This window comes from Hydrogenophaga sp. BPS33 (assembly GCF_009859475.1).
Taxonomy (GTDB): Bacteria; Pseudomonadota; Gammaproteobacteria; order Burkholderiales; family Burkholderiaceae_C; genus Hydrogenophaga.
On sequence record NZ_CP044549.1, the window covers coordinates 2,164,757 to 2,183,669 of the forward strand.

Sequence of the window (18,913 nt, forward strand, 5' to 3'; positions counted from 1 at the left end):
GGCATCGGGCCGCGATGTCACAAGTCCGTGCGCAAACGCCAGATCTCCGGGAACAGCACCACGTCCAGCATCTTGCGCAGGTAGCTCACACCCCCTGTGCCTCCGGTGCCGCGCTTGAAGCCGATCACGCGTTCCACCGTGGTCACATGCCGGAAACGCCAGAGGCGGAAGGCGTCTTCGAGGTCGGTGAGTTCTTCGCCCAACTGGTACAGGTCCCAATGGTCCTTGGGATGGCGGTAGACCTCCAGCCAGCCCTGCTCCACCGCGTCGCTGGCTTCGTAGGGTTGGGTCCAGTCGCGTTGCGTGTGGCTCTCGGGCACGGGCAGGCCGCGCCGCGCGAGCAGGCGCAGGGTTTCGTCGTAGAGCGATGGCGCCTCGTAGGCGGCCTGCACGATCGCCAGCAGATCGGGCCGGTGCGCATGCGGTTTGAGCATGGCCGCGTTCTTGTTGCCCATTGCGAATTCGATGCAGCGGTACTGGTGGCTCTGGAAACCGCTGGACTGCGCGAGGTAGGGGCGCAGCGCGCTGTACTCGGGCGGCGTCATGGTGGCGAGCACGTCCCAGGCATGCACCAGTTGTTCCAGGATCTTGCTGACGCGCGCCAGCATCTTGAACGCGGGCTGCAGCTCGTCGTGCGCGATGTTCGCGATGGCCGCGCGCAGTTCGTGCAGCATGAGCTTCATCCAGAGTTCGCTGGTCTGGTGTTGCACGATGAAGAGCATCTCGTCATGCGCCGGCGAGAGCGGCTTCTGCGCGTTGAGGATGGCGTCAAGCTGCAGGTAGTCGCCGTAACTCATGTCGCGGCTGAAGTCGAGTTGTGCGCCTTCTTCGCGCACGATGTCTTCGGGCTTGCCGGATTCGGTGGGGTGGTGGGGGCACATGATCAGGTCACCGCATGTTTGGTGTTGAACTCGGGGCGTTGCCATTCGCCGCTCTGCAGCACCTGGCGCAGGTGCTCCACGGCGTGCCACACGTCTTCGAAGCCGATGTAAAGCGGCGTGAAACCGAAGCGCAGGATGTCTTTGTGTCGTTGGTCATCGCCCGCGCGGAAGTCGCCGATCACGCCGCGCGCGATGAGCGCTTGCACGATCGCGTAGGCGCCTTCGTCTTTCGTGAGACAGACCTGCGAGCCGCGTTGCGCGTGGTCCAGTGGCGTGGCCAGGCCCAGGCCGTGTCCATCGCAGCGCTCGTGCACGAGTGCGATGAAGAGATCGGTCAGCGCGAGCGACTTGCGCCGCAGTGCGGCCATGCCGCCGAGTGCGTCGGCCGCGAGCACGGTGTCCACACCGCATTCGAGCGCGGCCAGGCTGATCATGGGTTGGGTGCCGCACTGGTAGCGGGTGATGCCGGCGGCAGGGCGGTAGTCGGGCGTGAACTCGAACGGCGTGGCGTGGCCCCACCAGCCGGCCAGCGGTTGCCAGAAACGGTCGGCGTGGCGCGGGTGGACCCACACAAAGGCGGGCGCTCCAGGGCCGCCGTTGAGGTACTTGTAGCCGCAGCCCACGGCGTAGTCGGCATCTGCGGCGGTGAGGTCCACGGGCACGGCGCCTGCGCTGTGCGCGAGGTCCCACAGCATGAGCGCGCCGGCCTGGTGTGCGGTGGCGGTGACGGCGGGCATGTCGTGCATGGCGCCGGTGCGGTAGTTCACGTGGGTGAGCATGAGCACGGCCACATCGGGCGTGAGCGCGGTGGCGATCTCTTCGGGTTCGACCAGCTGCAGTTCGAAGCCGCGCTCCTTGCACAAGGCTTCGGCGATGTAGAGGTCGGTCGGGAAGTTGCTGCGCTCGCTCACGATGCGCTTGCGTCCGGGCTTGTCGGCGCTGGCCAGGTGGAACGCGGCCGAGAGAACTTTGAACAGGTTGACCGAGGTGCTGTCGGTGGCCACCACGGTGCCGGGCGCGGCGCCGATCAAGCGCGCGATCTTGTCGCCGACCTTGCCGGGCATCTGGAACCAGCCGTTCGTGTTCCAGCTCTGGATGAGGTCGGCGCCCCATTCGCGCGTCACCACATCGGCCACCCGCGCGGGCGCGCTGCGCGGCATGGCGCCCAGCGAGTTGCCGTCCAGGTAGACCGTGTTGTTCGGGATGTGGAAGAGCTCGCGCAGCGCGCGCAGGGGGTCTTGGGCGTCGCGCGCGCGGCAGTCTTGAAGGGTGGTGTTCATGTCAGGGATCTCAGGACGGCGCGCACAGGGCTCGCGTCCGCGGTGGTGAGATTCAAGGGCAGGGCGATCAGTTCGTAGTCGCCTTCGGGCACGTCGTCGAGCAGCAGGTTTTCCAGCACGCGCAGGCCGCGCCGGCGGATGACCTGGTGGCTCTCTAGCGTCTTGCTCTCGGCGGGGTCGATGCTGGCGCTGTCGATGCCGATCAGCACCACACCGAGGTCGGCCAGCTGTTCGATGGTTTCGGGCGCGAAGGCGGGCAGTGCGTTGTCGAACGCGTCTTGCGGCTGGTGCGCGTACACGCGCACCAGCACGCGGGGCGGCAAGTCTTTCAACGCGTGGGCGATGTGCTCGGGCCGCACCAGCGGGCCTTTGCCGATCGCGTGGACCACGCGGCAGGGTCCGAGGAAAGCGTCGAGCGGCACCTGGCCGATCGATGCGCCGTTGGCGTCGTAGTGCAGCGGCGCATCGGCATGCGCGCCCACGTGCGGCGACAGCGTGATGGCGCTGACGTTGACCGGACAGCCCGGCCCGATGGTGGCCGACCATTGCTGCGCATACCGCGTGTCACCCGGAAAGACGGGTGCGTCCGCATGGACCGGCGGCGAGATGTCCCAGAGCTTTTTCATGGTGCCGTGAAGGTAGCACCCTGAAAAAAGCCGTGGTGTCGGTTAATCCCAACAGGTGGGGAAATTAGTGCAGCGGCAGCGCAGGCAGGCCATGGCGCTGCCGTGCGCGGAGGCAGGCGTCACTGCCTTCTTCGAACTCGCGGCAGGGCGATGGTCGCCATTCGTAGATGCCGCAGAGGGCCTTCACGCCGACCTTGCCCGAGAGCGCGGCGCAACGGGGCGGCGAGTGGTCGGTGCCGCGCATGCGCAAAAGGCTGTGATTCACCTCGGCCGACAGGCCGGCGGGCACCGTGCCGCCCAGCTCTTCCCCTTCGTGGACCGAGAAGTCGACGCGGAAGCAGGCGCAGCACGCGCCACAGGTCGTGCAGGCGCTCAATGGTGACCTTCGGCTTCGCCTGCGGTGCGAGCTTGCTTGGGGCGGCCCGGCGCGGCGCTCATGCAGCAAGCGCGGGTGCGCGGTACAGCAGCACCTTGAGCGCGCGCTCGGGTGCGACGTCGGCAAACGTGGCCGGGTTGGGCAGTCGCTCTTCGAATATCAGCTCGGGCGCGGCTTCGCGCATCTGCTCCTGAAGGAAGTCCGTGCTGAGTTCGGGCGCGTTCAGGCACAGCAGCACGCGGCCCTCAGGGCGCAGCAGGTCGGGCAGGCGGCGCATGAGGCGCAGGTAGTCTTTGGTGGCGACAAAGCTGCCCTTCTGGTAGCTCGGCGGATCGACGATCACCAGGCCGTACGGGCCGCTGCGGTTGATCTTGCCCCAGGTCTTGAAGATGTCGTGCGCCAGAAAACCCGCGCCCGACGACAGCCCGTTGAGCGCGTGGTTCTGCTGACCGATGGCCATCGCGCCGGCCGCCATGTCCACATTCACCACCTGCTTCGCACCGCCTTGCAAGGCGGTGATGGAAAAGGCACAGGTGTAGGCGAACAGGTTGAGCACCTTGTGACCGCGCGCATGCTCACGCACCCATTGGCGGCCTTCGGCCATGTCGAGGAACAGGCCGTGGTTCTGCCCGCGCAGCACGTGCACGCGGTAGCGCGCGCCGCGTTCGCTCACCACGTGCGGGTCGGGCACCGCGCCGGCCATCAGGCGCGTTTCGCTCTGGCTGTCGTGCCGGCACTGGTAGACCCAGTTCAGCGGCTCGTTCGGCGCGATCTTCGCCCAGCGTTGCGACAGCGCACGGTGCACGGCCGCGAGCATGTGATCGTCCAGCGGCTTGAAACTGGTGAGCACCCAGACCGGCGCAAAGCTGTCTAGCGAGAGGTGCTCGCAACCCGGGTACAGACCGCCGCGCCCATGAAAGACGCGGCGCGCATCGGGTGAAGGTTCGATCTGCGCGATCGCGTCGAGCAGGGCTTGCATCAGGCCAGGCGGCCGAGCAGCAGGAATTCCATCAAGGCCTTCTGCACGTGCATGCGGTTCTCGGCCTCGTCCCACACCACCGACTGCGGGCCGTCGATGACTTCGGCGCTCACCTCTTCACCGCGGTGCGCGGGCAGGCAGTGCATGAACAGCGCGTCGGCTTGCGCGGTGCGCATCATGTCTTCGTCGACGCACCAGCGCTTGAAGGCGGCGCGGCGCACTTCGTTCTCGGCCTCGTATCCCATGCTGGTCCACACGTCCGTGGTGACGAGGTGGGCGCCCGCGCAGGCATCGCGCGGATCCTTGAAGGCCTTGTAGCAGTTGGTGTTCTTGATGCCGGCCAACACCGGGTCTACTTCATAGCCGCTCGGCGTGCTCACGTGCACCGTGAAGCCGAGCAACTCGGCCGCCTGCAGCCAGGTGTTGGCCATGTTGTTGCCGTCACCGACCCAGGCCACCACCTTGCCCTGGATCGAGCCGCGGTGCTCGATGAAAGTGAAGATGTCGGCCAGGATCTGGCAGGGGTGGAATTCGTTGGTGAGGCCGTTGATGACCGGCACGCGCGAGTGCGAGGCGAAGGCTTCGATCTTGCTCTGCTCGAAGGTGCGGATCATCACCAGGTCGACCATGCGGCTGATCACGCGCGCGCTGTCTTCAATGGGCTCCGCACGGCCCAGTTGGCTGTCGCCGGTGGTCAGGTGCACCACGGAGCCACCCATCTGGTACATGCCGGCCTCGAAGCTCACGCGGGTGCGCGTGCTGGCCTTCTCGAAAATCATGGCCAGCGTGCGGTCGGGGTCGGCAAACGGCTGGTACTTTTCGACTGCCTTGAACTTGCGCTTGATGAAGGCCGCGCGCTCGAACAGGTAGGCGTAGCTGTCGGCGCTCAGGTCCTTGAACTGCAGGTAGTGCGAGATCGTCATGGCCGCCCCGTCATTCGGCCAGGAAGGCGTCGATGAGTGGCAGCAGCTTGCCCACCACTTCGTCGGCCTCGGCCGTGGTCATGATGAGCGGCGGCACCATGCGGATCACGTTGTCGGCGGTCACCGAGAGCAGCAGTCCGGCGGCACAGGCGCGTTCGGTGATCACGCCGCAGGGCTTGGCGAGTTCGATGCCGATCATCAAACCCTGGCCACGGATTTCCTTCACGCCCGCTTTGCCGGCCAGGCCCTTGGCGAGCGCGTCGTGCAGATGCGCACCGACGCGCGCGGCGTTCTCCAGCAGGCCTTCTTCTTCCATGATGCGAATGGTTTCAACCCCCGCGCGCATGGCCAGCGGGTTGCCACCGAAGGTGGTGCCGTGGTTGCCGGGCGCGAAGATGTTGGCCGCCTTGGGGCCGGCCACCACCGCGCCGATCGGCACGCCCGATCCCAGGCCCTTGGCCAGGGGCATCACGTCGGGCACGATGCCGGCCCACTGGTGGGCAAACCACTTGCCGGTGCGGCCCATGCCGCACTGCACCTCGTCGATCATCATCAGCCAGTCGTTGGCGTCGCACAGGGCGCGCACGTCTTTCAGGTATTGCGAGCGCATCGGGTTGATGCCGCCTTCGCCCTGGATGGTTTCGAAGAACACCGCGACCACGTTGGGGTTGCCTTGCGTGGCCTTCTTCAGCGCCTCGATGTCGTTGAGCGGCACGCGGATGAAGCCTTCGACCAGCGGGCCGAAGCCGGCCTGCACCTTGGGGTTGCCGGTGGCCGAGAGCGTGGCGATGGAGCGGCCGTGGAAGGCTTTCTCGTAGACCACGATCTCGGGGCGCTCGATGCCCTTGTCGTGACCGTACTTGCGCGCCAGCTTCAGCGCGGCTTCGTTGGCTTCGAGGCCACTGCTGCAGAAAAACACATTGGTCAGGCCCGAGCGTTCCACCAGCATCTGCGCCAGCACTTCCTGGTTGGGCACGTGGTAGTAGTTGCTCGAGTGGATCAGCTTGGCGATCTGGTCTTGCAGGGCCGGCACCAGTTTGGGGTGGCCGTGGCCCAGGGTGTTGACCGCGATGCCGCCCAGGGCGTCGATGTATTCCTTGCCGTCGGTGTCCCACACGCGCACGCCTCGGCCATGCGACAACGCAATCGGCAGGCGGCCGTAGGTGTTCATCACGTGGGGCGAGGCGACGGGCTTGAGGGCGGCGTTCATGCGGGGACTCCGGAAAGAAGGGGCCAAAAAAAGAAGCGGCTCAACGAAGGTTGAGCCGTTGAAGCGCGATTTTAGGCGCAGCGGATGGCATCATCGTTGCTTGTTCGGCATCGCTGAAATGCGCCTCGACGTCCGAGGTTGGTTGCGGGTTTTTACCTAGCCTTGAGTCTTATATAAGATAGAATACCTGCCGCCCATCCCAGGGGAGCGATCCTCTTTCTGGCGGTGGTTCTTTCCAGCCGAGCCCTCCATCCGAAGGCCTCCCCCGAATGGTTTCATCGACAGCCAAGCAAGTCTTCATCCAGGGCATCACGAAGGACGGCCGCACGTTCCGCCCCAGTGACTGGGCCGAACGTCTGGCCGGGGTCATGAGCTCGTTCCGTCCGGGCGGCGCCCAGCCCGGCAGCCACTTGAGCTACTCGCCCTGGTGCGTGCCCAACAACATCAATGGCATCAAGTGCGTGGTCGTGTCTGCCGAACTGCGCGAGCACGAGCCCATGGCCTGGGATTTCTGCATGAACTTCGCGCGCGACAACGGTCTTCAGGTGGCAGAGGCCTGCTTGCTCCCGGAGAAGTAGAGCACCCCCGCCGCGCTGCGCGCGACCCCCTCAAGGGGGGGGCACCCTGGGACCGGCAGAGCCGGATCCCCGGGTGCCCTGGATGGGGCAGCACGCGCCGGTTGCGTCGCTACACATGTGGGCAGCGCCAAAAACAAAAAAGCCGTCTTGCGACGGCTTGTTTGCTTTTTTTGCTGGCAGCGCACCGTTTTCAAACGGCAGGCCCTGGGGGCCTGGGCTGGTGGTCTGGCGGGGCCAGACCGGGTGGGTTTCAGGCAGCGGCGGCTGCGAGGCCCTTGACTTTGGCGGACAGGCGGCTCTTGTCGCGAGCGGCCTTGTTCTTGTGGAAGATGCCCTTGTCGGCGACGATGTCGACCACTTGTTGCATCTTGGCGAACAGCTCGGTCGCCTTGGCTTTGTCACCGGTCAGAACGGCTTTTTCAACGTTCTTGACGGCAGTGCGGTATTTGGAGCGCAGCGAGGTGTTGGCTGCATTGAGTTTGACGTCCTGGCGGGCGCGCTTGCGGCCAGACGCCAGACGGGGGTTCTTTTTCTTCGGCTTGGTTGCCATGGTGAGTTCCTTGAGTGTTTGGGGATGATGCCAGCAAAGCCCGCGATTTTAGCACGGGCTCCCGGTGCGGCAACCCGGGCCTACCCTGTCGTTACACTCCCCGCGTGACCCTCTTCAAGTCCGCTTCCCTCGTCTCCCTGCTGACCCTGGCCTCCCGCATCACCGGCCTGGTGCGCGAGCTGCTCATGGCGGCCACCTTCGGCGCCAGCGCCCTCACCGACGCCTTCAACGTCGCCTTTCGCATTCCCAACCTGTTGCGCCGCCTGTTCGCGGAGGGCGCGTTCAGCCAGGCGTTCGTGCCGGTGCTGGCGGGTGTGCGGGAAAAAGAGGGCGACGATGCCACCCGGGTGCTGGTGAACCAGATCGCCACCGTCCTGGCCTGGGCGCTCACCGCCACTTGCGTGCTGGGCGTGTTGGGCGCGCCGGTGCTGGTCTGGGCGATGGCCAGCGGGCTGGACGAACGGGGGTTCGACGCCGCCGTGTTCATGACGCGCTGGATGTTCCCCTATATCGCCTTCATGTCCTTCGTGGCCTTGTCGGCGGGCATCCTGAACACCTGGAAGCGTTTTGCCGTGCCCGCCGCCACCCCGGTGTTGCTCAACGTGGCCATGATCGCCGCCGCCGGCTGGGGGGCGCCGTGGTTCGCCTCGATGGGCATCGAGCCCATCTACGCCATGGGCGGCGGTGTGGTGCTGGGCGGCATGCTGCAACTGGGCGCGCAGCTCCCGGCGCTGCGCCGCCTGGGCCTATTGCCGCGTGTGAGCCTGCGCTGGTCGAACCTCAAAGCCGCCTGGAACCACCCCGGCACCCGGCGCGTGACCACGCTCATGCTGCCAGCGCTGCTGGGCGTGAGCGTGGCGCAGCTCTCGCTGTTGATCAACACGCAGATCGCCTCGCATCTGGCCGCCGGCAGCGTGAGCTGGCTGACCTATGCCGACCGGTTGATGGAATTCCCCACCGCCATGCTCGGCGTGGCGCTGGGGGTGGTGCTGCTGCCGCAGCTGGCGGCGGCCAAGGCGGCCGACGACACCGCGCGCTACAGCGGCCTGCTCGACTGGGGGCTGCGCCTGGTGGTGCTGCTGGCGGTGCCCTGCGCGGTGGCGCTGCTCACCTTCGCGCAGCCGCTCGTGGCCGTGCTGTACCACTATGGCGCTTTCACGACAGCCGACGTGCAGCGCACCGCGACCGCGCTCATGGGCTACGGCGCAGGCCTGATCGGCTTGATCGCCATCAAGGTGCTGGCCCCGGGGTTCTATGCCCGCCAGGACATCCGAACGCCCGTGAAGATCGCCATTGGGGTGCTGGTGCTCACGCAGGTCTGCAACTTCCTGCTCGTGCCGCGGCTCGGCCATGCCGGGCTTGCCTTGTCGATCGGCATCGGCGCGATGGTCAATGCGCTGTTCCTGCTGGTGGGCCTGGTGCGGCGCGGCGCGTATATGCCGTCGCCGGGCTGGGCGGTGTTTGGCATGCAGGTGGTGGCCGCGAGCGCCTTGCTGGCGGTGTTTCTGATGTGGGTGGCGTCGTCGGTCAACTGGCTGCAGGGCTTCGAGGGCCGGGCGCTGGCGCGTGTGGGGCTGATGGTGGTCTCGGTGTTGGGGGGGATGTTGGTGTATTTCCTCACCTTGACTCTGGCGGGCGTGAAGCTCAGGCAGCTCGTTCGAAAATGACGTAATCTGCGCGCAGCAGGACCCAATACCATGCCCTCAGCCTACGAATACCCCGCTCCCACTCCCTTGGGCTACTTTGCGGCCCTGGTGGGTGATGACGACGCGCTACCGCTGTTCGAAGCCGCCGCTTCCGTCGCGCAGGACGAATACCCCGACCTCGACGTGCAGCAGGTGCTGGGCGACGTGGACCAAATGCTGGCGCGCGTGCGCCGGCGCTGCGCCGCCGACGCCGGCCCGCTGCAACGCCTGCGCACCCTCAACCAGTTTTTCTTCCGGGACATGGGTTTTGGCGGCAACGTCAACAACTACTACGACCCCGACAACAGCTACCTCAGCCTGGTGCTGCGCACGCGCCGGGGCATCCCGATCACGCTGGCCCTGCTGTGGCTGGAGCTGGCCCAGGGCATGGGGCTGAAGGCGCGCGGCGTCAACTTTCCCGGGCATTTCATGGTCAAGGTCAACCTGCCCAACGGCCAGGTGGTGATCGACCCGTTCACCGGGCAATCGCTCAGCCGCGAAGACCTGTCCGAACGCCTGGAGCCCTACAAGCGGCGCAACGGCCTGGTGGACGATTTCGATGTGCCCGTGGGCTTGTACCTTCAGGCCGCGACGCCGCGCGACATCCTTGCGCGGCTGCTGCGCAACCTGAAGGAAATCCACCAGTCCCAGGAAGACTGGCTGCGCCTCATCGCGGTGCTCGACCGCCTGCTCATCCTGCTGCCCGACGCCTGGACCGAATACCGCGACCGGGGACTGGCCTGGGCCGAGATGGGCGATGCCCGCCAGGCGGTGAGCGATCTTGAGATCTACATCGAGCACACCGACGACGCGCTGGACCGTGCAGCCATCGTGCAGCGGCTGCAGGAACTGCGGCGCGCGCGCAACTGAAGATGAAACAACTCCTGCTGGTGGGCGCCACCGGACTCGTGGGCAGCCACGTGTTGCGAAAAGCCTTGGACGACGCCAGCGTGGCCCGCGTGGTCGCGCCGACACGCAAACCCCTGCCACCGCACCCCAAGCTGTTCAACCCCGTGACCGACTTCCACCGCTTGCCCGAAGGCGCCGAGTGGTGGGCGGTGGACGCCGTGATCTGCACGCTGGGCACAACCATCCGCGTGGCGGGCTCACAAGCCGCGTTCTACAAGGTCGACCACGACCTCCCGCTGGAAGTCGCCTACCTCGCGCGGCGCCACGGTGCGCGGGCATACGCGTTCAATTCCGCCTTGGGGGCCGACACCGGTTCGAGCGTGTTCTATTCGCGCACCAAGGGCGAGACCGAACGCGATCTGCAGGCCGTGGGCTATCCCTCGCTCACCCTGGTGCGCCCCGGGCTCATCGGTGGACCGCGGCAGGAGAGCCGGCCGATGGAGAAGCTCGCAGTGGGTGTCTCCCAATTGGTGAAGCCGTTGCTGCCCAAGCGCTACCGCGTGGTGCCGGCGGAGCGCATCGCGCACCACTTGCTGCAAGCTGCCCTGGCCGCCGCGCCGGGTGTGCACGTGTTGCCGTCGGATGCATTGATCTGACGGGCCAGGTGTAAACCGTGATCGACGTGGAACTGCCACGCCCGCGCGTGGGCACGGACGCGGCGTGCAACCAGATCAAGCAGCGGGTGTTGGCGCAGTTGAAGCGGTAAGCGTCAACTGTTCGCAAGGTGAATCGCCCCGGGGCGATTCAACCTGCCTCGCGAACTGCCGCTTCAATCGCCGCGATATCGATCTTCCTCTGTTTCATCATGGCCGCCATGGCCTTCGCGGACACTTTCTTGTCCGCACTCGTCGTCAATTCCATGAGCCGCTTCGGGAACACCTGCCAGGACACCCCGTAGCGATCTTTCAGCCAGCCGCACACACTTTCTTCGCCGCCATCGCCGGTGAGCGCCGCCCACAGCCGGTCCGTCTCGGTCTGGTCGTCCGTCGCTACCGAAATCGACACCGCCTCGGTCAAGGTGAACGTCGGCCCGGCGTCGAGGATCTGGTAAGGCACGCCGCCCAGGGTGAAGTCGATCACCGAGAAGGCGCCGTGTCCCGCGTCGCCCTGGAAGGTGGTCTCTACGCGGCTGCCGGGAATCAGAGAGCAGTAGAACGCTGCGGCCTCACGGCCCCGCCCGTCGCGGAACCACAGGCAGGTACGAATGGAATGGGTCATCTTGTTGCTCCTTGTTGGTTGAACAAAAAATGGGTTGGCTTCAGCCTCGCCACGGAGTCGGTTTGGCCGACCCTCTCTGTCACGACGATCGGCACCGGTCAGAATCGACAGGCGCCAGTGCATCGGCGTACTCCATCTCCAGAACCACCCACTCGCGGCGCGATGCGCCGTAGCGCTCCCCGATCTGGCACAGCGTGGCGTCGAGTTGCTGCAAGGGCTTCATGTGGGCTGCAAGGGGCAGTCGGGGCCGCTCAGGGCTTGGGGCCTGCGCGGCGAGCTTTATCCCGCTGCGCAGCACGACGGAGCCCGGCGACGCCGATTCGGCGTACACGCTCACCCGACCGGTGCGCGACCAGGCGTCTGCGGTCAGCGCCAGGGCGATGTCGTCCATGCCATCGCGCACATCCACGCCCCAGGGCTCGTGCGACCAGAACCGCGCGGCCTTGTTGAGCAGGTAGCTCGCACCGCGGCGCAGGGTGAGCGCAAAGGGTGCGCTGTCGTGCTCCGGGCTCCAGGATGTCGCGCCCAGCTCGGCCGCCACGGAGGCCGCCTTGTCATGCCCGCCGATGGCCTCCACCAGCGCCAAGGCCACCGGGATCGAGGCGCTGATGCCGGTGGTGGTGGCCACGCCGCGGTCGACCAGGTAGCGCTGGTGGGGCACGTGGGAAGACCCGGGGTGGCGTTCCAGCACCGTGCTGCGCTCGGACCAGTGGCCGGCAAAGCGGCGGCCGTCGAGCAGGCCGGCGTTGCCCACGACCAGGGTGCCGTTGCACACGCCGACGATGCGGGCGCCACGTTCGGCCTGGCGCCGCAGCCAGGCGGTGACGGTCGGGTCGGCATCGTTGCTCATGGCGGGCACGATCACGTAGTCGGCTCCCGAGGGGTGGGCACGGTCGAAACCGTCGAAGTCTTCGGCCACGTCCACCTGAAGCGCGGGGTACAGATCCACCCGTCCACGGCGCGGCGCCACTGCCTTCACGTCGGCCACGTCAGCGCGCTGCAGCACCGCGTGCGTGAGCAGAAAGTCGGTGGTTTCGGTGCCTTCGTTGAGCGCCACGATGGCGACCACGGGCCGGGCGTGGCGCGGCTTCATGGCTTGCACGAACGCCTGCGTCTGCTGTTCCCGCAGGGCCGGGTCTGCGGGTGCCGCCGGCATCCCGGTGCCCGCACCGCACCCGGCCAGCCCAAACGCTGCAATACTGGAAACGATCACCACCGACAAGAACCGCCTGAACATAGCCACTCCAGATTTCCGAACCGTGCCGTGACCTTACGAAACCCGACGCCCGCCGGCAATGACGAAAAGTCCGCGCTTCCTGCCATCGACGTGGTGCTGGTCGCTTTCGATGGTGCCGAAGCGATCGACGTCGCCGGGCCGGCCAGCGTGTTCACCAAGGCGGAGCAGCTCCGGCCCGGCACGTACCGCCTGCACACTGCGTCGCCCATGGGCGGCACGGTGTTGACGAACGCGGGGCTCAGCCTGGCCGGCTTCTGCCGCCTGGATGCGCTGCCGAGCCGGATCGACACGGTCATCGTGGCGGGGGGCGAAGAAGAGGGCGTGCGGGCCGCCATCGTCGAACACGGGGTGAGCGTCTGGTTGTCGAAAGTGGCCCCGGGCGTGCGGCGCGTGGCCAGCGTGTGCAGCGGCGCCTTTGCGCTCGCGGCGTCAGGCTTGCTTGACGGCCGCCGGGCGACCACGCACTGGCGTGCCTGCGACCAGTTGCAGGCCATGCGCCCTCGGGTGCAGGTGGAGCGCGGTCTGGTCTATGTGCGCGATGGCCCGGTGTGGACGTCGGCGGGCGTCACGACCGGCATCGAGTTGGCGCTGGCCCTGGTGGAAGACGACATCGGGCGCGACGTGGCGATGGACATCGCGCGCACGCTGGCCTTGCCGCTGCTGCGTGCCGGCGATCAGGCGCAGCTCAGCGACACCTTGCAGGCGCAGTCGGTGGCGCGGCATCGGCTGCGCGATCTGATGGCGTGGATCGGCCTCCATCCGGGGGAGTCTCTCTCGGTGGGCGCGCTGGCCGAGCGGGCGCACATGAGCGAACGGCAGTTCGCACGTGCGTTCGCGGCCGAGGCGGGCACTACGCCCGCACGCTTCGTCGAGCAGGCGCGCGTGGCCACCGCGGCGCGTCTTTTGCGGGAAACGCAGTGGACCCAGGAAAAGATCGCGAGCCACAGCGGCTTTCGCTCGCTCGATGCGTTTGCGCGCGCGTTCCGGCGTGAGCATGGCGTCACGCCGCGCATCTATCGCGAACGCGCTTGACGTGCCTCCCGGCGCGCGTTCGGTACCCTTTGGTGGCAAAATTCCGGGCTGTCTGCATCCCGCTGTGACCAGCTTCATCAGAGGACAAGCATGAGTGCCATCACACCGTGGGCTCCCCAGTTCCCCAATGACCAGAGCAGCAACTTCGACGCCGCTCTGGGCAGCGTTGGCGCTTACGGATCGAATCCCGCCGTTGCCGTAACGCCACCACCACAAGCGACGATCGATCTGGTGATTGCCATCAACACGCTGGAGGTCGGCCAGCAAGCCACGATCGAGCTCGACAAGCAGTTGGACGATCTGGCCCGCGAACTGCACACGTTGGAATCGTTGTTGATTTCACAAGGCCCCCAAATGACGGCCTCGGACTTTGACGTTGTCAAAGCCAAGTTGGCCGAAGTTGAAAGGCAAGTTGTGCAGGGCGATGCGCGGCGCGAGGCGATCTTCAGGCACATGCAGCTGAGCTTCAAAGGCATGTTCCAGATCCACAGCCTCGATCGCGTTGGGTTGTGAGATCGGCCGAACTCCCTTGCTCGCGGGTCTCGGAAGCCCGCAAGACGGCTCGCTGAGCCGCCTATCGAGAGCCGATCCTCAGGCCACGACCACGGCCGCGCCTTCTCCACGCGGCGCGATTTTCCCGATCTCGTACACCGTCTCGCCCAGCCCGCGCAGGGTGGCGGCACAGGCAGCGGCTTCTTCGGCGGCGATCACCACTACCATGCCGATGCCGTTGTTGAAGGTGCGGTTCATCTCGATGTCGTCGATGCCGGCGGTTTTCTGCAGCCAGGCGAACAGCTCGGTCTGCGGCCAGCTGCCCTTGACCAGGTGGGCGGCGGTGCCTTCGGGCAGCACGCGGGGGATGTTCTCCAGCAGGCCGCCGCCGGTGATGTGGGCCAGCGCCTTGATGCCGCCGGGCGAGGCGGCATCTGCCGAATGCGGGTGCTGGGCCAGCGCGGCCAGCACGTTTTTCACGTACAGGCGCGTGGGCTTCATGATGGCCTGGCGGAACGGCTGGCCGTCCAGCGTGGCGGGGAGCTGGTCGCCGGCGCGCTCCAGGCACTTGCGCACCAGCGAGAACCCGTTGGAATGCACGCCGTGCGAGGCCAGGCCCAGCACCACGTCGCCGGGTTTCACGTTCTGGCCCGTGAGGATCTTGGACTTTTCGACCGCGCCGACGCAAAAGCCCGCCAAGTCGTACTCGCCCGCCGGGTACATGCCCGGCATTTCAGCGGTTTCGCCGCCGATCAGCGCACAACCGCTGAGTTCGCAGCCCTGGGCAATGCCGCCCACCACGGCAGCGGCCGTGTCCACGTCGAGCTTGCCGCAGGCGAAATAGTCCAGGAAGAACAGCGGCTCGGCGCCTTGCACCAGCACGTCGTTCACGCTCATGCCCACCAGGTCGATGCCCACGGTGTCGTGCATGTTCCATTCGAAGGCCAGCTTGAGCTTGGTGCCCACGCCGTCGGTGCCCGAAACCAGAACCGGCTCCCGGTAGCGCTTGGGCACCTCGAACAGGGCGCCGAAGCCGCCGATGCCGGCCATGACACCCTCGCGCAGGGTTTTCTTGGCCAGCGGCTTGATGCGCTCGACCAGGGCGTCACCCGCGTCGATGTCAACGCCGGCGTCTTTGTACGAAAGGGGAGTGGAGGGGGTGGTCATGTGAGGGCGGCCCCGTCGCAAGGCGGGGCGGTCGATAGGCGAGATGCTGGGAGGGTGATGCTTTCGGGTACGGGGGAGGCGGCCCGATAGAATTTGGCCCAGATTTTAAGGGTTCGCCCTTGCGGACCCCGTTCACCTGCCCAGCCCTGCCCACATGCCCCAGACATTCCACCAGATCCGCCCTGCGCCACGGGCCGCGGTCACGGCATCGCGATGAGCACCGGCTCGCCTCCCATGAAACAACTGGCGCTGGACATCGGTTTCGCGCCGGTGCCCACCCTGTCCAATTTCATCGCCGCTGGCAACGAGGCGGCGATCGAGCACGTGAGCCTGTGGGCCCACAACCCGTTGCGCTCGCCCGTGCCCACCTTCATCTGGGGCGGCAGCGGCAGCGGCAAGACCCATCTGCTGCGCGCCGTGCGCGAGGCCCTGCGCGAGCACGGCGGCCGCGTGGGTTGGCTCGACGCGACCACCATGGACCCGCCGGAGTTCGACGAGCAGTGGGACATCGTGTTGCTCGACGATTGCCAGCTCTACACCGCGACCCAGCAAGCTGCGGCCTTCAACTGGTTCGTCAACGCGCAAAACCCGGCCCACGGCCCCGCCCGCTGGGTGCTGGCGGCGGCCGACTGCCCGCCGTCGGACCTGCGCCTGCGCGAGGACCTGCGCACCCGCCTGGGCTGGGGCCATGTGTTCCAGCTCCAGGCCTTGAGCGAGACCGAGCGCCGCGCCGTGCTGCGCCGCGCCGCCGACGAGCGCGGCGTGTTCCTGAGCGACGAGGTCATGGACTTCATGTTGCGCCGCTTCTCGCGCGACCTCTCCAGCCTCATGCTGCTGCTCGACCAGCTCGACGCCTACGCCCTGCGCACGCAGCGCGCCATCACCATCCCGCTGATCAAATCGATGCTGGAAAACGAATGACGGACACCGCATGAAACTGGCCCTGTTCGACCTGGACCACACCTTGATCCCGCTCGATTCCGACCACGCCTGGGGCGAATTCACCGTAAAGCTGGGCTGGCGCGACGCCCAGGTGTTCGCCCAGGCCAACGACGGTTTTTATGCCGACTACAAGGCCGGCACGCTCGACATCCACCGCTATGTGCGCTTTGCCATCGAGGCGGTGCGCGAGCACGGGGTGCTGGCGGCCAACAAGGCGCATGAACGCTTCATGGAGGAAGTCATCACGCCCGCCATCGGCGAGCCTGCCCGCGCGCTGCTGCGCCGCCACCAGAGCGCCGGGGACACGGTGGTGATCGTCACCGCCACCAACGAATTCGTCACCCGGCCCATCGCACGTGCCTTCGGTGTGGACCACCTGATCGCGATCGAGCTCGAGCGCGATGCGCGCGGCGAGCCGACCGGCGCCATCCACGGCACGCCGTCGTTCCGCGAGGGCAAGATCGCCCGTGTGGAACAATGGCTGGCTGCACGCGGGCTGGACTGGTCGCGCGTGACGCACAGCACCTTCTACAGCGACTCCATCAACGACCTGTCCCTGCTGGAACGCGTGCACGAGCCCGTGGCCACCAACCCGGATGCCCGGCTCAGCGCCATTGCCCTTGAACGGGGTTGGCGCACATTGAACCTATTCGAATGATCAAAAAATTCATCGATCGGCTGCTGGGCAAACCCAGCGCCACCTCCAGCCGCCGCGCCAACCCATTCGGCAAGCGCGAAGACGTGCCGGTGAGCGTGCACGGCATCGACCGCAGCCTGGTCGACCAGCGCGCGCTGGACGTGGTGCACACGCTCAAACAGGCCGGCTTCGAAGCCTACCTGGTGGGCGGCGCGGTGCGCGACCTGCTGCTGGGCCTGCGCCCCAAGGACTTCGACGTGGCCACCAGCGCCACGCCCGAACAGGTCAAGGGCCTGTTCCGCCGGGCTTTCATCATCGGCCGGCGCTTTCGCATCGTGCACGTGGTCTATGGCCGTGGGCGCGAGCACGAGGTGATCGAGGTCTCCACCTTCCGCGCCTACCTCGACAACGCCGCTGCCGAGCAGGTGGGGGGCAACGAGCGCACCAGCAAGGGGGCGTTGGCGAACATGACGCACGCCGTGGACGCCAGCGGGCGCGTGCTGCGCGACAACGTATGGGGTCCGATCGAACAGGACGCCGCGCGGCGCGACTTCAGCATCAACGCGATGTACTACGACCCGGAAACGCAAACCGTGGTCGACTTCCACCACGGCATCCGCGACGCCAAGAAGCGCACGCTGCGCATGATCGGCGACCCCGCCACGCGCTACCGCGAAGACCCGGTGCGCATCATCCGCGCCGTGCGCTTCGCCGCCAAGCTCAGCGGGCTGGGCTTCAGCTTCGATGCCAAGACGCTGGCGCCGTTGGCCTCTTCAAAGTCGCTGCTCAACGACGTGCCGCAAAGCCGCCTGTTCGACGAAATGCTCAAGCTGCTGCAGACCGGCCATGCGCTGGCCAGCATCGAACAGCTCAAGGCCATGGGTCTGAATACGGGCATCTACCCGCTGCTCGACGTGGTGGTGCAGCGCGCCGACGACGAGTTCGTGAAGCTCGCGCTGCAGGACACCGACCGCCGCGTGGGCGAAAGCAAGCCCGTGGCACCCAGCTTTCTGCTGGCCTGCGTGCTCTGGGCCGACGTGCGCAAGGGCTGGCAGCAGCGCCTCACGCCGCGCCCCGGCCAGCGCCCGCCCGCGCCGTTTCCCGCGCTGCAAGAAGCCGTGGACGATGCGTTCGACGCGCGCATCGGCGACGTGTCGGGCCGTGGCAAGCTGGGCTCGGACATGCGCGAGATCTGGCTGATGCAGCCGCGCTTTGACAAGCGCGTGGGTACCTCGCCCTTCAGCCTGGCTGACCAGGCGCGTTTTCGTGCCGGGTTCGATTTCCTGCGCCTGCGCGCCCAGGTGGGCGAGGTGGACGAGGAACTGGCGCACTGGTGGGAAACCTTCAGCACCGCCAGCGACGCCATGCGCGAAGACATGGTGGACGCACAGCGCCGCGAGAACCTTGCCAAGCCGGGTGCGAGCAAGGCGCGGCGCGTGAAGCGCACGGATGCGGATCACCCGGCGAGCGCCGAGGCCGCTGCCGCGAGCGCGCCGGTCGGGGAAGAGGTGGACCCGCGTTTCCGCGCGGTCGACGGGGAGGGCGGCGGCGAACCCGCTGCAGGTGAAGAGGGCTCGGACGCTCCCGCCAAGAAGCGCCGCCGTCGCCGCCGCAAGCCCAACGATGGCAGCCGCGCCGAGTCGGGTAGTGGCGAGGCGGGCGGCGAATAACCGCCAGGCACAGAGCGGCCGTGATGTCCGCACCGCGTGCCGACGTCGCCGCCTTTGTGGCGCTGGGCGCCAACCTCGGCGATGCCGCCCAGACGCTGCGCGATGCGCTCAAGGCATTGGATGCCGTGGCGGGCGTGCGCGTGGTGCGGGCCTCCAGCCTGTACTGCACCGCACCGATCGACTCCAGCGGCCCCGACTACCTCAACGCCGTCGCCGAAATCGCCACGGCGCTCACCGCGCCCGCCTTGCTCGACGCGCTGCAGGCCATTGAGCACGCGGCAGGGCGCGAGCGGCCATATCGGAACGCGCCGCGCACGCTGGATCTCGATCTGCTGTGTTATGGCGAGGCACGCATCGACTCCGCCCGTTTGACGGTGCCCCATCCGCGCATGCACCAAAGAGCCTTCGTCCTCGTGCCATTGGCGGAGATCGCTCCCTCTCGCGTGAGCGCGGACGCGCTGGCCAGCGTCGCAGACCAAGCCATCGAGAAGCTGGGCACTTTTTTGCGTTGAGCACGGCAG

21 protein-coding genes are annotated in these 18,913 nt (G+C 67.0%); 10 read left to right on the plus strand and 11 right to left on the minus strand.

The features are described 5' to 3' along the window. Nucleotides 1–17: 17 nt before the first annotated feature. From kynA to F9K07_RS10110, 7 genes are all read right to left on the minus strand, one after another. Nucleotides 18–881 carry a tryptophan 2,3-dioxygenase gene (kynA, locus tag F9K07_RS10080; protein WP_159592290.1) on the minus strand — a complete coding sequence of 288 codons (864 nt, stop codon included), beginning with the start codon at nucleotides 879–881 and terminating at the stop codon, nucleotides 18–20. 2 nt (nucleotides 882–883) lie between these two features. Beyond that, nucleotides 884–2,161, minus strand: a complete 1,278-nt coding sequence (gene kynU / locus F9K07_RS10085; RefSeq protein WP_159592293.1) for a kynureninase — start codon at nucleotides 2,159–2,161, stop codon at nucleotides 884–886. Then, nucleotides 2,158–2,787 (minus strand): arylformamidase, encoded by a 630-nt coding sequence (gene kynB, locus F9K07_RS10090; RefSeq protein ID WP_159592296.1) that lies wholly within the window; start codon nucleotides 2,785–2,787, stop codon nucleotides 2,158–2,160. The genes kynU and kynB overlap by 4 nt, the downstream gene beginning before the upstream one ends. Nucleotides 2,788–2,851: 64 nt before the next feature. Beyond that, nucleotides 2,852–3,163, minus strand: a complete 312-nt coding sequence (locus F9K07_RS10095; RefSeq protein WP_159592299.1) for a YkgJ family cysteine cluster protein — start codon at nucleotides 3,161–3,163, stop codon at nucleotides 2,852–2,854. Between the two features lie 58 nt (nucleotides 3,164–3,221). Beyond that, on the minus strand, nucleotides 3,222–4,142 hold the full coding sequence (locus F9K07_RS10100) for a class I SAM-dependent methyltransferase (RefSeq protein ID WP_159592302.1): 921 nt from the start codon (nucleotides 4,140–4,142) through the stop codon (nucleotides 3,222–3,224). Then, complete coding sequence (gene argF, locus F9K07_RS10105) at nucleotides 4,142–5,065, minus strand: ornithine carbamoyltransferase (RefSeq protein ID WP_159592305.1); 924 nt, start codon at nucleotides 5,063–5,065, stop codon at nucleotides 4,142–4,144. The genes F9K07_RS10100 and argF overlap by 1 nt, the downstream gene beginning before the upstream one ends. Before the next feature lie 10 nt (nucleotides 5,066–5,075). Then, on the minus strand, nucleotides 5,076–6,275 hold the full coding sequence (locus F9K07_RS10110; protein ID WP_159592308.1) for an aspartate aminotransferase family protein: 1,200 nt from the start codon (nucleotides 6,273–6,275) through the stop codon (nucleotides 5,076–5,078). Between the two features lie 269 nt (nucleotides 6,276–6,544). On the opposite strand from F9K07_RS10110, the gene F9K07_RS10115 reads away from it, so the two are divergent. Continuing rightward, the gene (locus F9K07_RS10115) at nucleotides 6,545–6,853 is read left to right on the plus strand and encodes a DUF3579 domain-containing protein (protein ID WP_159592311.1); all 309 of its coding nucleotides are present in this window, start codon (nucleotides 6,545–6,547) and stop codon (nucleotides 6,851–6,853) included. Nucleotides 6,854–7,103: 250 nt separating this feature from the next. Here the strand turns inward: F9K07_RS10115 and rpsT are convergent, their stop codons facing one another. Next, nucleotides 7,104–7,403 (minus strand): 30S ribosomal protein S20, encoded by a 300-nt coding sequence (gene rpsT, locus F9K07_RS10120; protein ID WP_159592314.1) that lies wholly within the window; start codon nucleotides 7,401–7,403, stop codon nucleotides 7,104–7,106. 104 nt (nucleotides 7,404–7,507) lie between these two features. Here rpsT and murJ point away from each other — a divergent pair, with 104 nt between their 5' ends. The 3 genes from murJ to F9K07_RS10135 are packed head-to-tail and all read left to right on the plus strand — an operon-like array spanning nucleotide 7,508 to nucleotide 10,593. Further along, nucleotides 7,508–9,070 carry a murein biosynthesis integral membrane protein MurJ gene (murJ, locus tag F9K07_RS10125; RefSeq protein WP_159592317.1) on the plus strand — a complete coding sequence of 521 codons (1,563 nt, stop codon included), beginning with the start codon at nucleotides 7,508–7,510 and terminating at the stop codon, nucleotides 9,068–9,070. A 30-nt stretch (nucleotides 9,071–9,100) separates the two neighbouring features. Beyond that, nucleotides 9,101–9,958 (plus strand): SirB1 family protein, encoded by an 858-nt coding sequence (locus F9K07_RS10130; protein ID WP_159592320.1) that lies wholly within the window; start codon nucleotides 9,101–9,103, stop codon nucleotides 9,956–9,958. A 2-nt stretch (nucleotides 9,959–9,960) separates the two neighbouring features. Further along, nucleotides 9,961–10,593, plus strand: coding sequence for an NAD-dependent epimerase/dehydratase family protein (locus tag F9K07_RS10135; RefSeq protein ID WP_159592323.1), 633 nt, complete (start codon nucleotides 9,961–9,963; stop codon nucleotides 10,591–10,593). Nucleotides 10,594–10,741: 148 nt separating this feature from the next. Here the strand turns inward: F9K07_RS10135 and F9K07_RS10140 are convergent, their stop codons facing one another. Next, a complete protein-coding gene (locus tag F9K07_RS10140) occupies nucleotides 10,742–11,215 on the minus strand; it encodes a VOC family protein (protein WP_159592326.1) in 474 nt (157 codons plus the stop codon). A gap of 79 nt (nucleotides 11,216–11,294) precedes the next feature. Then, on the minus strand, nucleotides 11,295–12,452 hold the full coding sequence (locus tag F9K07_RS10145) for a DJ-1/PfpI family protein (RefSeq protein ID WP_159592329.1): 1,158 nt from the start codon (nucleotides 12,450–12,452) through the stop codon (nucleotides 11,295–11,297). A 27-nt stretch (nucleotides 12,453–12,479) separates the two neighbouring features. On the opposite strand from F9K07_RS10145, the gene F9K07_RS10150 reads away from it, so the two are divergent. Further along, on the plus strand, nucleotides 12,480–13,484 hold the full coding sequence (locus F9K07_RS10150; RefSeq protein ID WP_159592332.1) for a GlxA family transcriptional regulator: 1,005 nt from the start codon (nucleotides 12,480–12,482) through the stop codon (nucleotides 13,482–13,484). Nucleotides 13,485–13,574: 90 nt separating this feature from the next. Continuing rightward, nucleotides 13,575–13,997 (plus strand): hypothetical protein, encoded by a 423-nt coding sequence (locus F9K07_RS10155; protein WP_159592335.1) that lies wholly within the window; start codon nucleotides 13,575–13,577, stop codon nucleotides 13,995–13,997. Nucleotides 13,998–14,075: 78 nt separating this feature from the next. On the opposite strand, the gene purM is transcribed toward F9K07_RS10155, so the two are convergent. Continuing rightward, complete coding sequence (gene purM, locus F9K07_RS10160) at nucleotides 14,076–15,143, minus strand: phosphoribosylformylglycinamidine cyclo-ligase (RefSeq protein ID WP_159592338.1); 1,068 nt, start codon at nucleotides 15,141–15,143, stop codon at nucleotides 14,076–14,078. 234 nt (nucleotides 15,144–15,377) lie between these two features. On the opposite strand from purM, the gene hda reads away from it, so the two are divergent. Genes hda through folK form a run of 4 tightly spaced genes read left to right on the plus strand, consistent with a single transcriptional unit; the run spans nucleotide 15,378 to nucleotide 18,904 of the window. Beyond that, nucleotides 15,378–16,064, plus strand: coding sequence for a DnaA regulatory inactivator Hda (gene hda, locus F9K07_RS10165; protein WP_159592341.1), 687 nt, complete (start codon nucleotides 15,378–15,380; stop codon nucleotides 16,062–16,064). Between the two features lie 10 nt (nucleotides 16,065–16,074). Continuing rightward, the gene (locus tag F9K07_RS10170; protein WP_159592344.1) at nucleotides 16,075–16,743 is read left to right on the plus strand and encodes an HAD family hydrolase; all 669 of its coding nucleotides are present in this window, start codon (nucleotides 16,075–16,077) and stop codon (nucleotides 16,741–16,743) included. Continuing rightward, nucleotides 16,740–18,392: a polynucleotide adenylyltransferase PcnB gene (gene pcnB / locus F9K07_RS10175; protein WP_159592348.1), complete on the plus strand. Its 1,653-nt coding sequence runs from the start codon at nucleotides 16,740–16,742 to the stop codon at nucleotides 18,390–18,392. Before F9K07_RS10170 ends, pcnB begins: the two co-directional genes overlap by 4 nt. A gap of 23 nt (nucleotides 18,393–18,415) precedes the next feature. After that, on the plus strand, nucleotides 18,416–18,904 hold the full coding sequence (gene folK / locus F9K07_RS10180) for a 2-amino-4-hydroxy-6-hydroxymethyldihydropteridine diphosphokinase (protein ID WP_159592351.1): 489 nt from the start codon (nucleotides 18,416–18,418) through the stop codon (nucleotides 18,902–18,904). Nucleotides 18,905–18,913: the final 9 nt, after the last annotated feature.

What these genes read in the sequence shown, in the direction of transcription:
- F9K07_RS10100 (WP_159592302.1), bottom strand. Translation starts at nt 4,142, where the DNA reads ATGCAAGCCCTGCTCGACGCGATCGCGCAGATCGAACCTTCACCCGAT.
- kynB (WP_159592296.1), bottom strand. Translation starts at nt 2,787, where the DNA reads ATGAAAAAGCTCTGGGACATCTCGCCGCCGGTCCATGCGGACGCACCC.
- F9K07_RS10110 (WP_159592308.1), bottom strand. Translation starts at nt 6,275, where the DNA reads ATGAACGCCGCCCTCAAGCCCGTCGCCTCGCCCCACGTGATGAACACC.
- folK (WP_159592351.1), top strand. Translation starts at nt 18,416, where the DNA reads ATGTCCGCACCGCGTGCCGACGTCGCCGCCTTTGTGGCGCTGGGCGCC.
- purM (WP_159592338.1), bottom strand. Translation starts at nt 15,143, where the DNA reads ATGACCACCCCCTCCACTCCCCTTTCGTACAAAGACGCCGGCGTTGAC.
- hda (WP_159592341.1), top strand. Translation starts at nt 15,378, where the DNA reads ATGAAACAACTGGCGCTGGACATCGGTTTCGCGCCGGTGCCCACCCTG.
- F9K07_RS10145 (WP_159592329.1), bottom strand. Translation starts at nt 12,452, where the DNA reads ATGTTCAGGCGGTTCTTGTCGGTGGTGATCGTTTCCAGTATTGCAGCG.
- kynU (WP_159592293.1), bottom strand. Translation starts at nt 2,161, where the DNA reads ATGAACACCACCCTTCAAGACTGCCGCGCGCGCGACGCCCAAGACCCC.
- F9K07_RS10130 (WP_159592320.1), top strand. Translation starts at nt 9,101, where the DNA reads ATGCCCTCAGCCTACGAATACCCCGCTCCCACTCCCTTGGGCTACTTT.
- F9K07_RS10155 (WP_159592335.1), top strand. Translation starts at nt 13,575, where the DNA reads ATGAGTGCCATCACACCGTGGGCTCCCCAGTTCCCCAATGACCAGAGC.
- F9K07_RS10135 (WP_159592323.1), top strand. Translation starts at nt 9,961, where the DNA reads ATGAAACAACTCCTGCTGGTGGGCGCCACCGGACTCGTGGGCAGCCAC.
- rpsT (WP_159592314.1), bottom strand. Translation starts at nt 7,403, where the DNA reads ATGGCAACCAAGCCGAAGAAAAAGAACCCCCGTCTGGCGTCTGGCCGC.
- F9K07_RS10170 (WP_159592344.1), top strand. Translation starts at nt 16,075, where the DNA reads ATGAAACTGGCCCTGTTCGACCTGGACCACACCTTGATCCCGCTCGAT.
- F9K07_RS10115 (WP_159592311.1), top strand. Translation starts at nt 6,545, where the DNA reads ATGGTTTCATCGACAGCCAAGCAAGTCTTCATCCAGGGCATCACGAAG.
- F9K07_RS10140 (WP_159592326.1), bottom strand. Translation starts at nt 11,215, where the DNA reads ATGACCCATTCCATTCGTACCTGCCTGTGGTTCCGCGACGGGCGGGGC.
- argF (WP_159592305.1), bottom strand. Translation starts at nt 5,065, where the DNA reads ATGACGATCTCGCACTACCTGCAGTTCAAGGACCTGAGCGCCGACAGC.
- kynA (WP_159592290.1), bottom strand. Translation starts at nt 881, where the DNA reads ATGTGCCCCCACCACCCCACCGAATCCGGCAAGCCCGAAGACATCGTG.
- pcnB (WP_159592348.1), top strand. Translation starts at nt 16,740, where the DNA reads ATGATCAAAAAATTCATCGATCGGCTGCTGGGCAAACCCAGCGCCACC.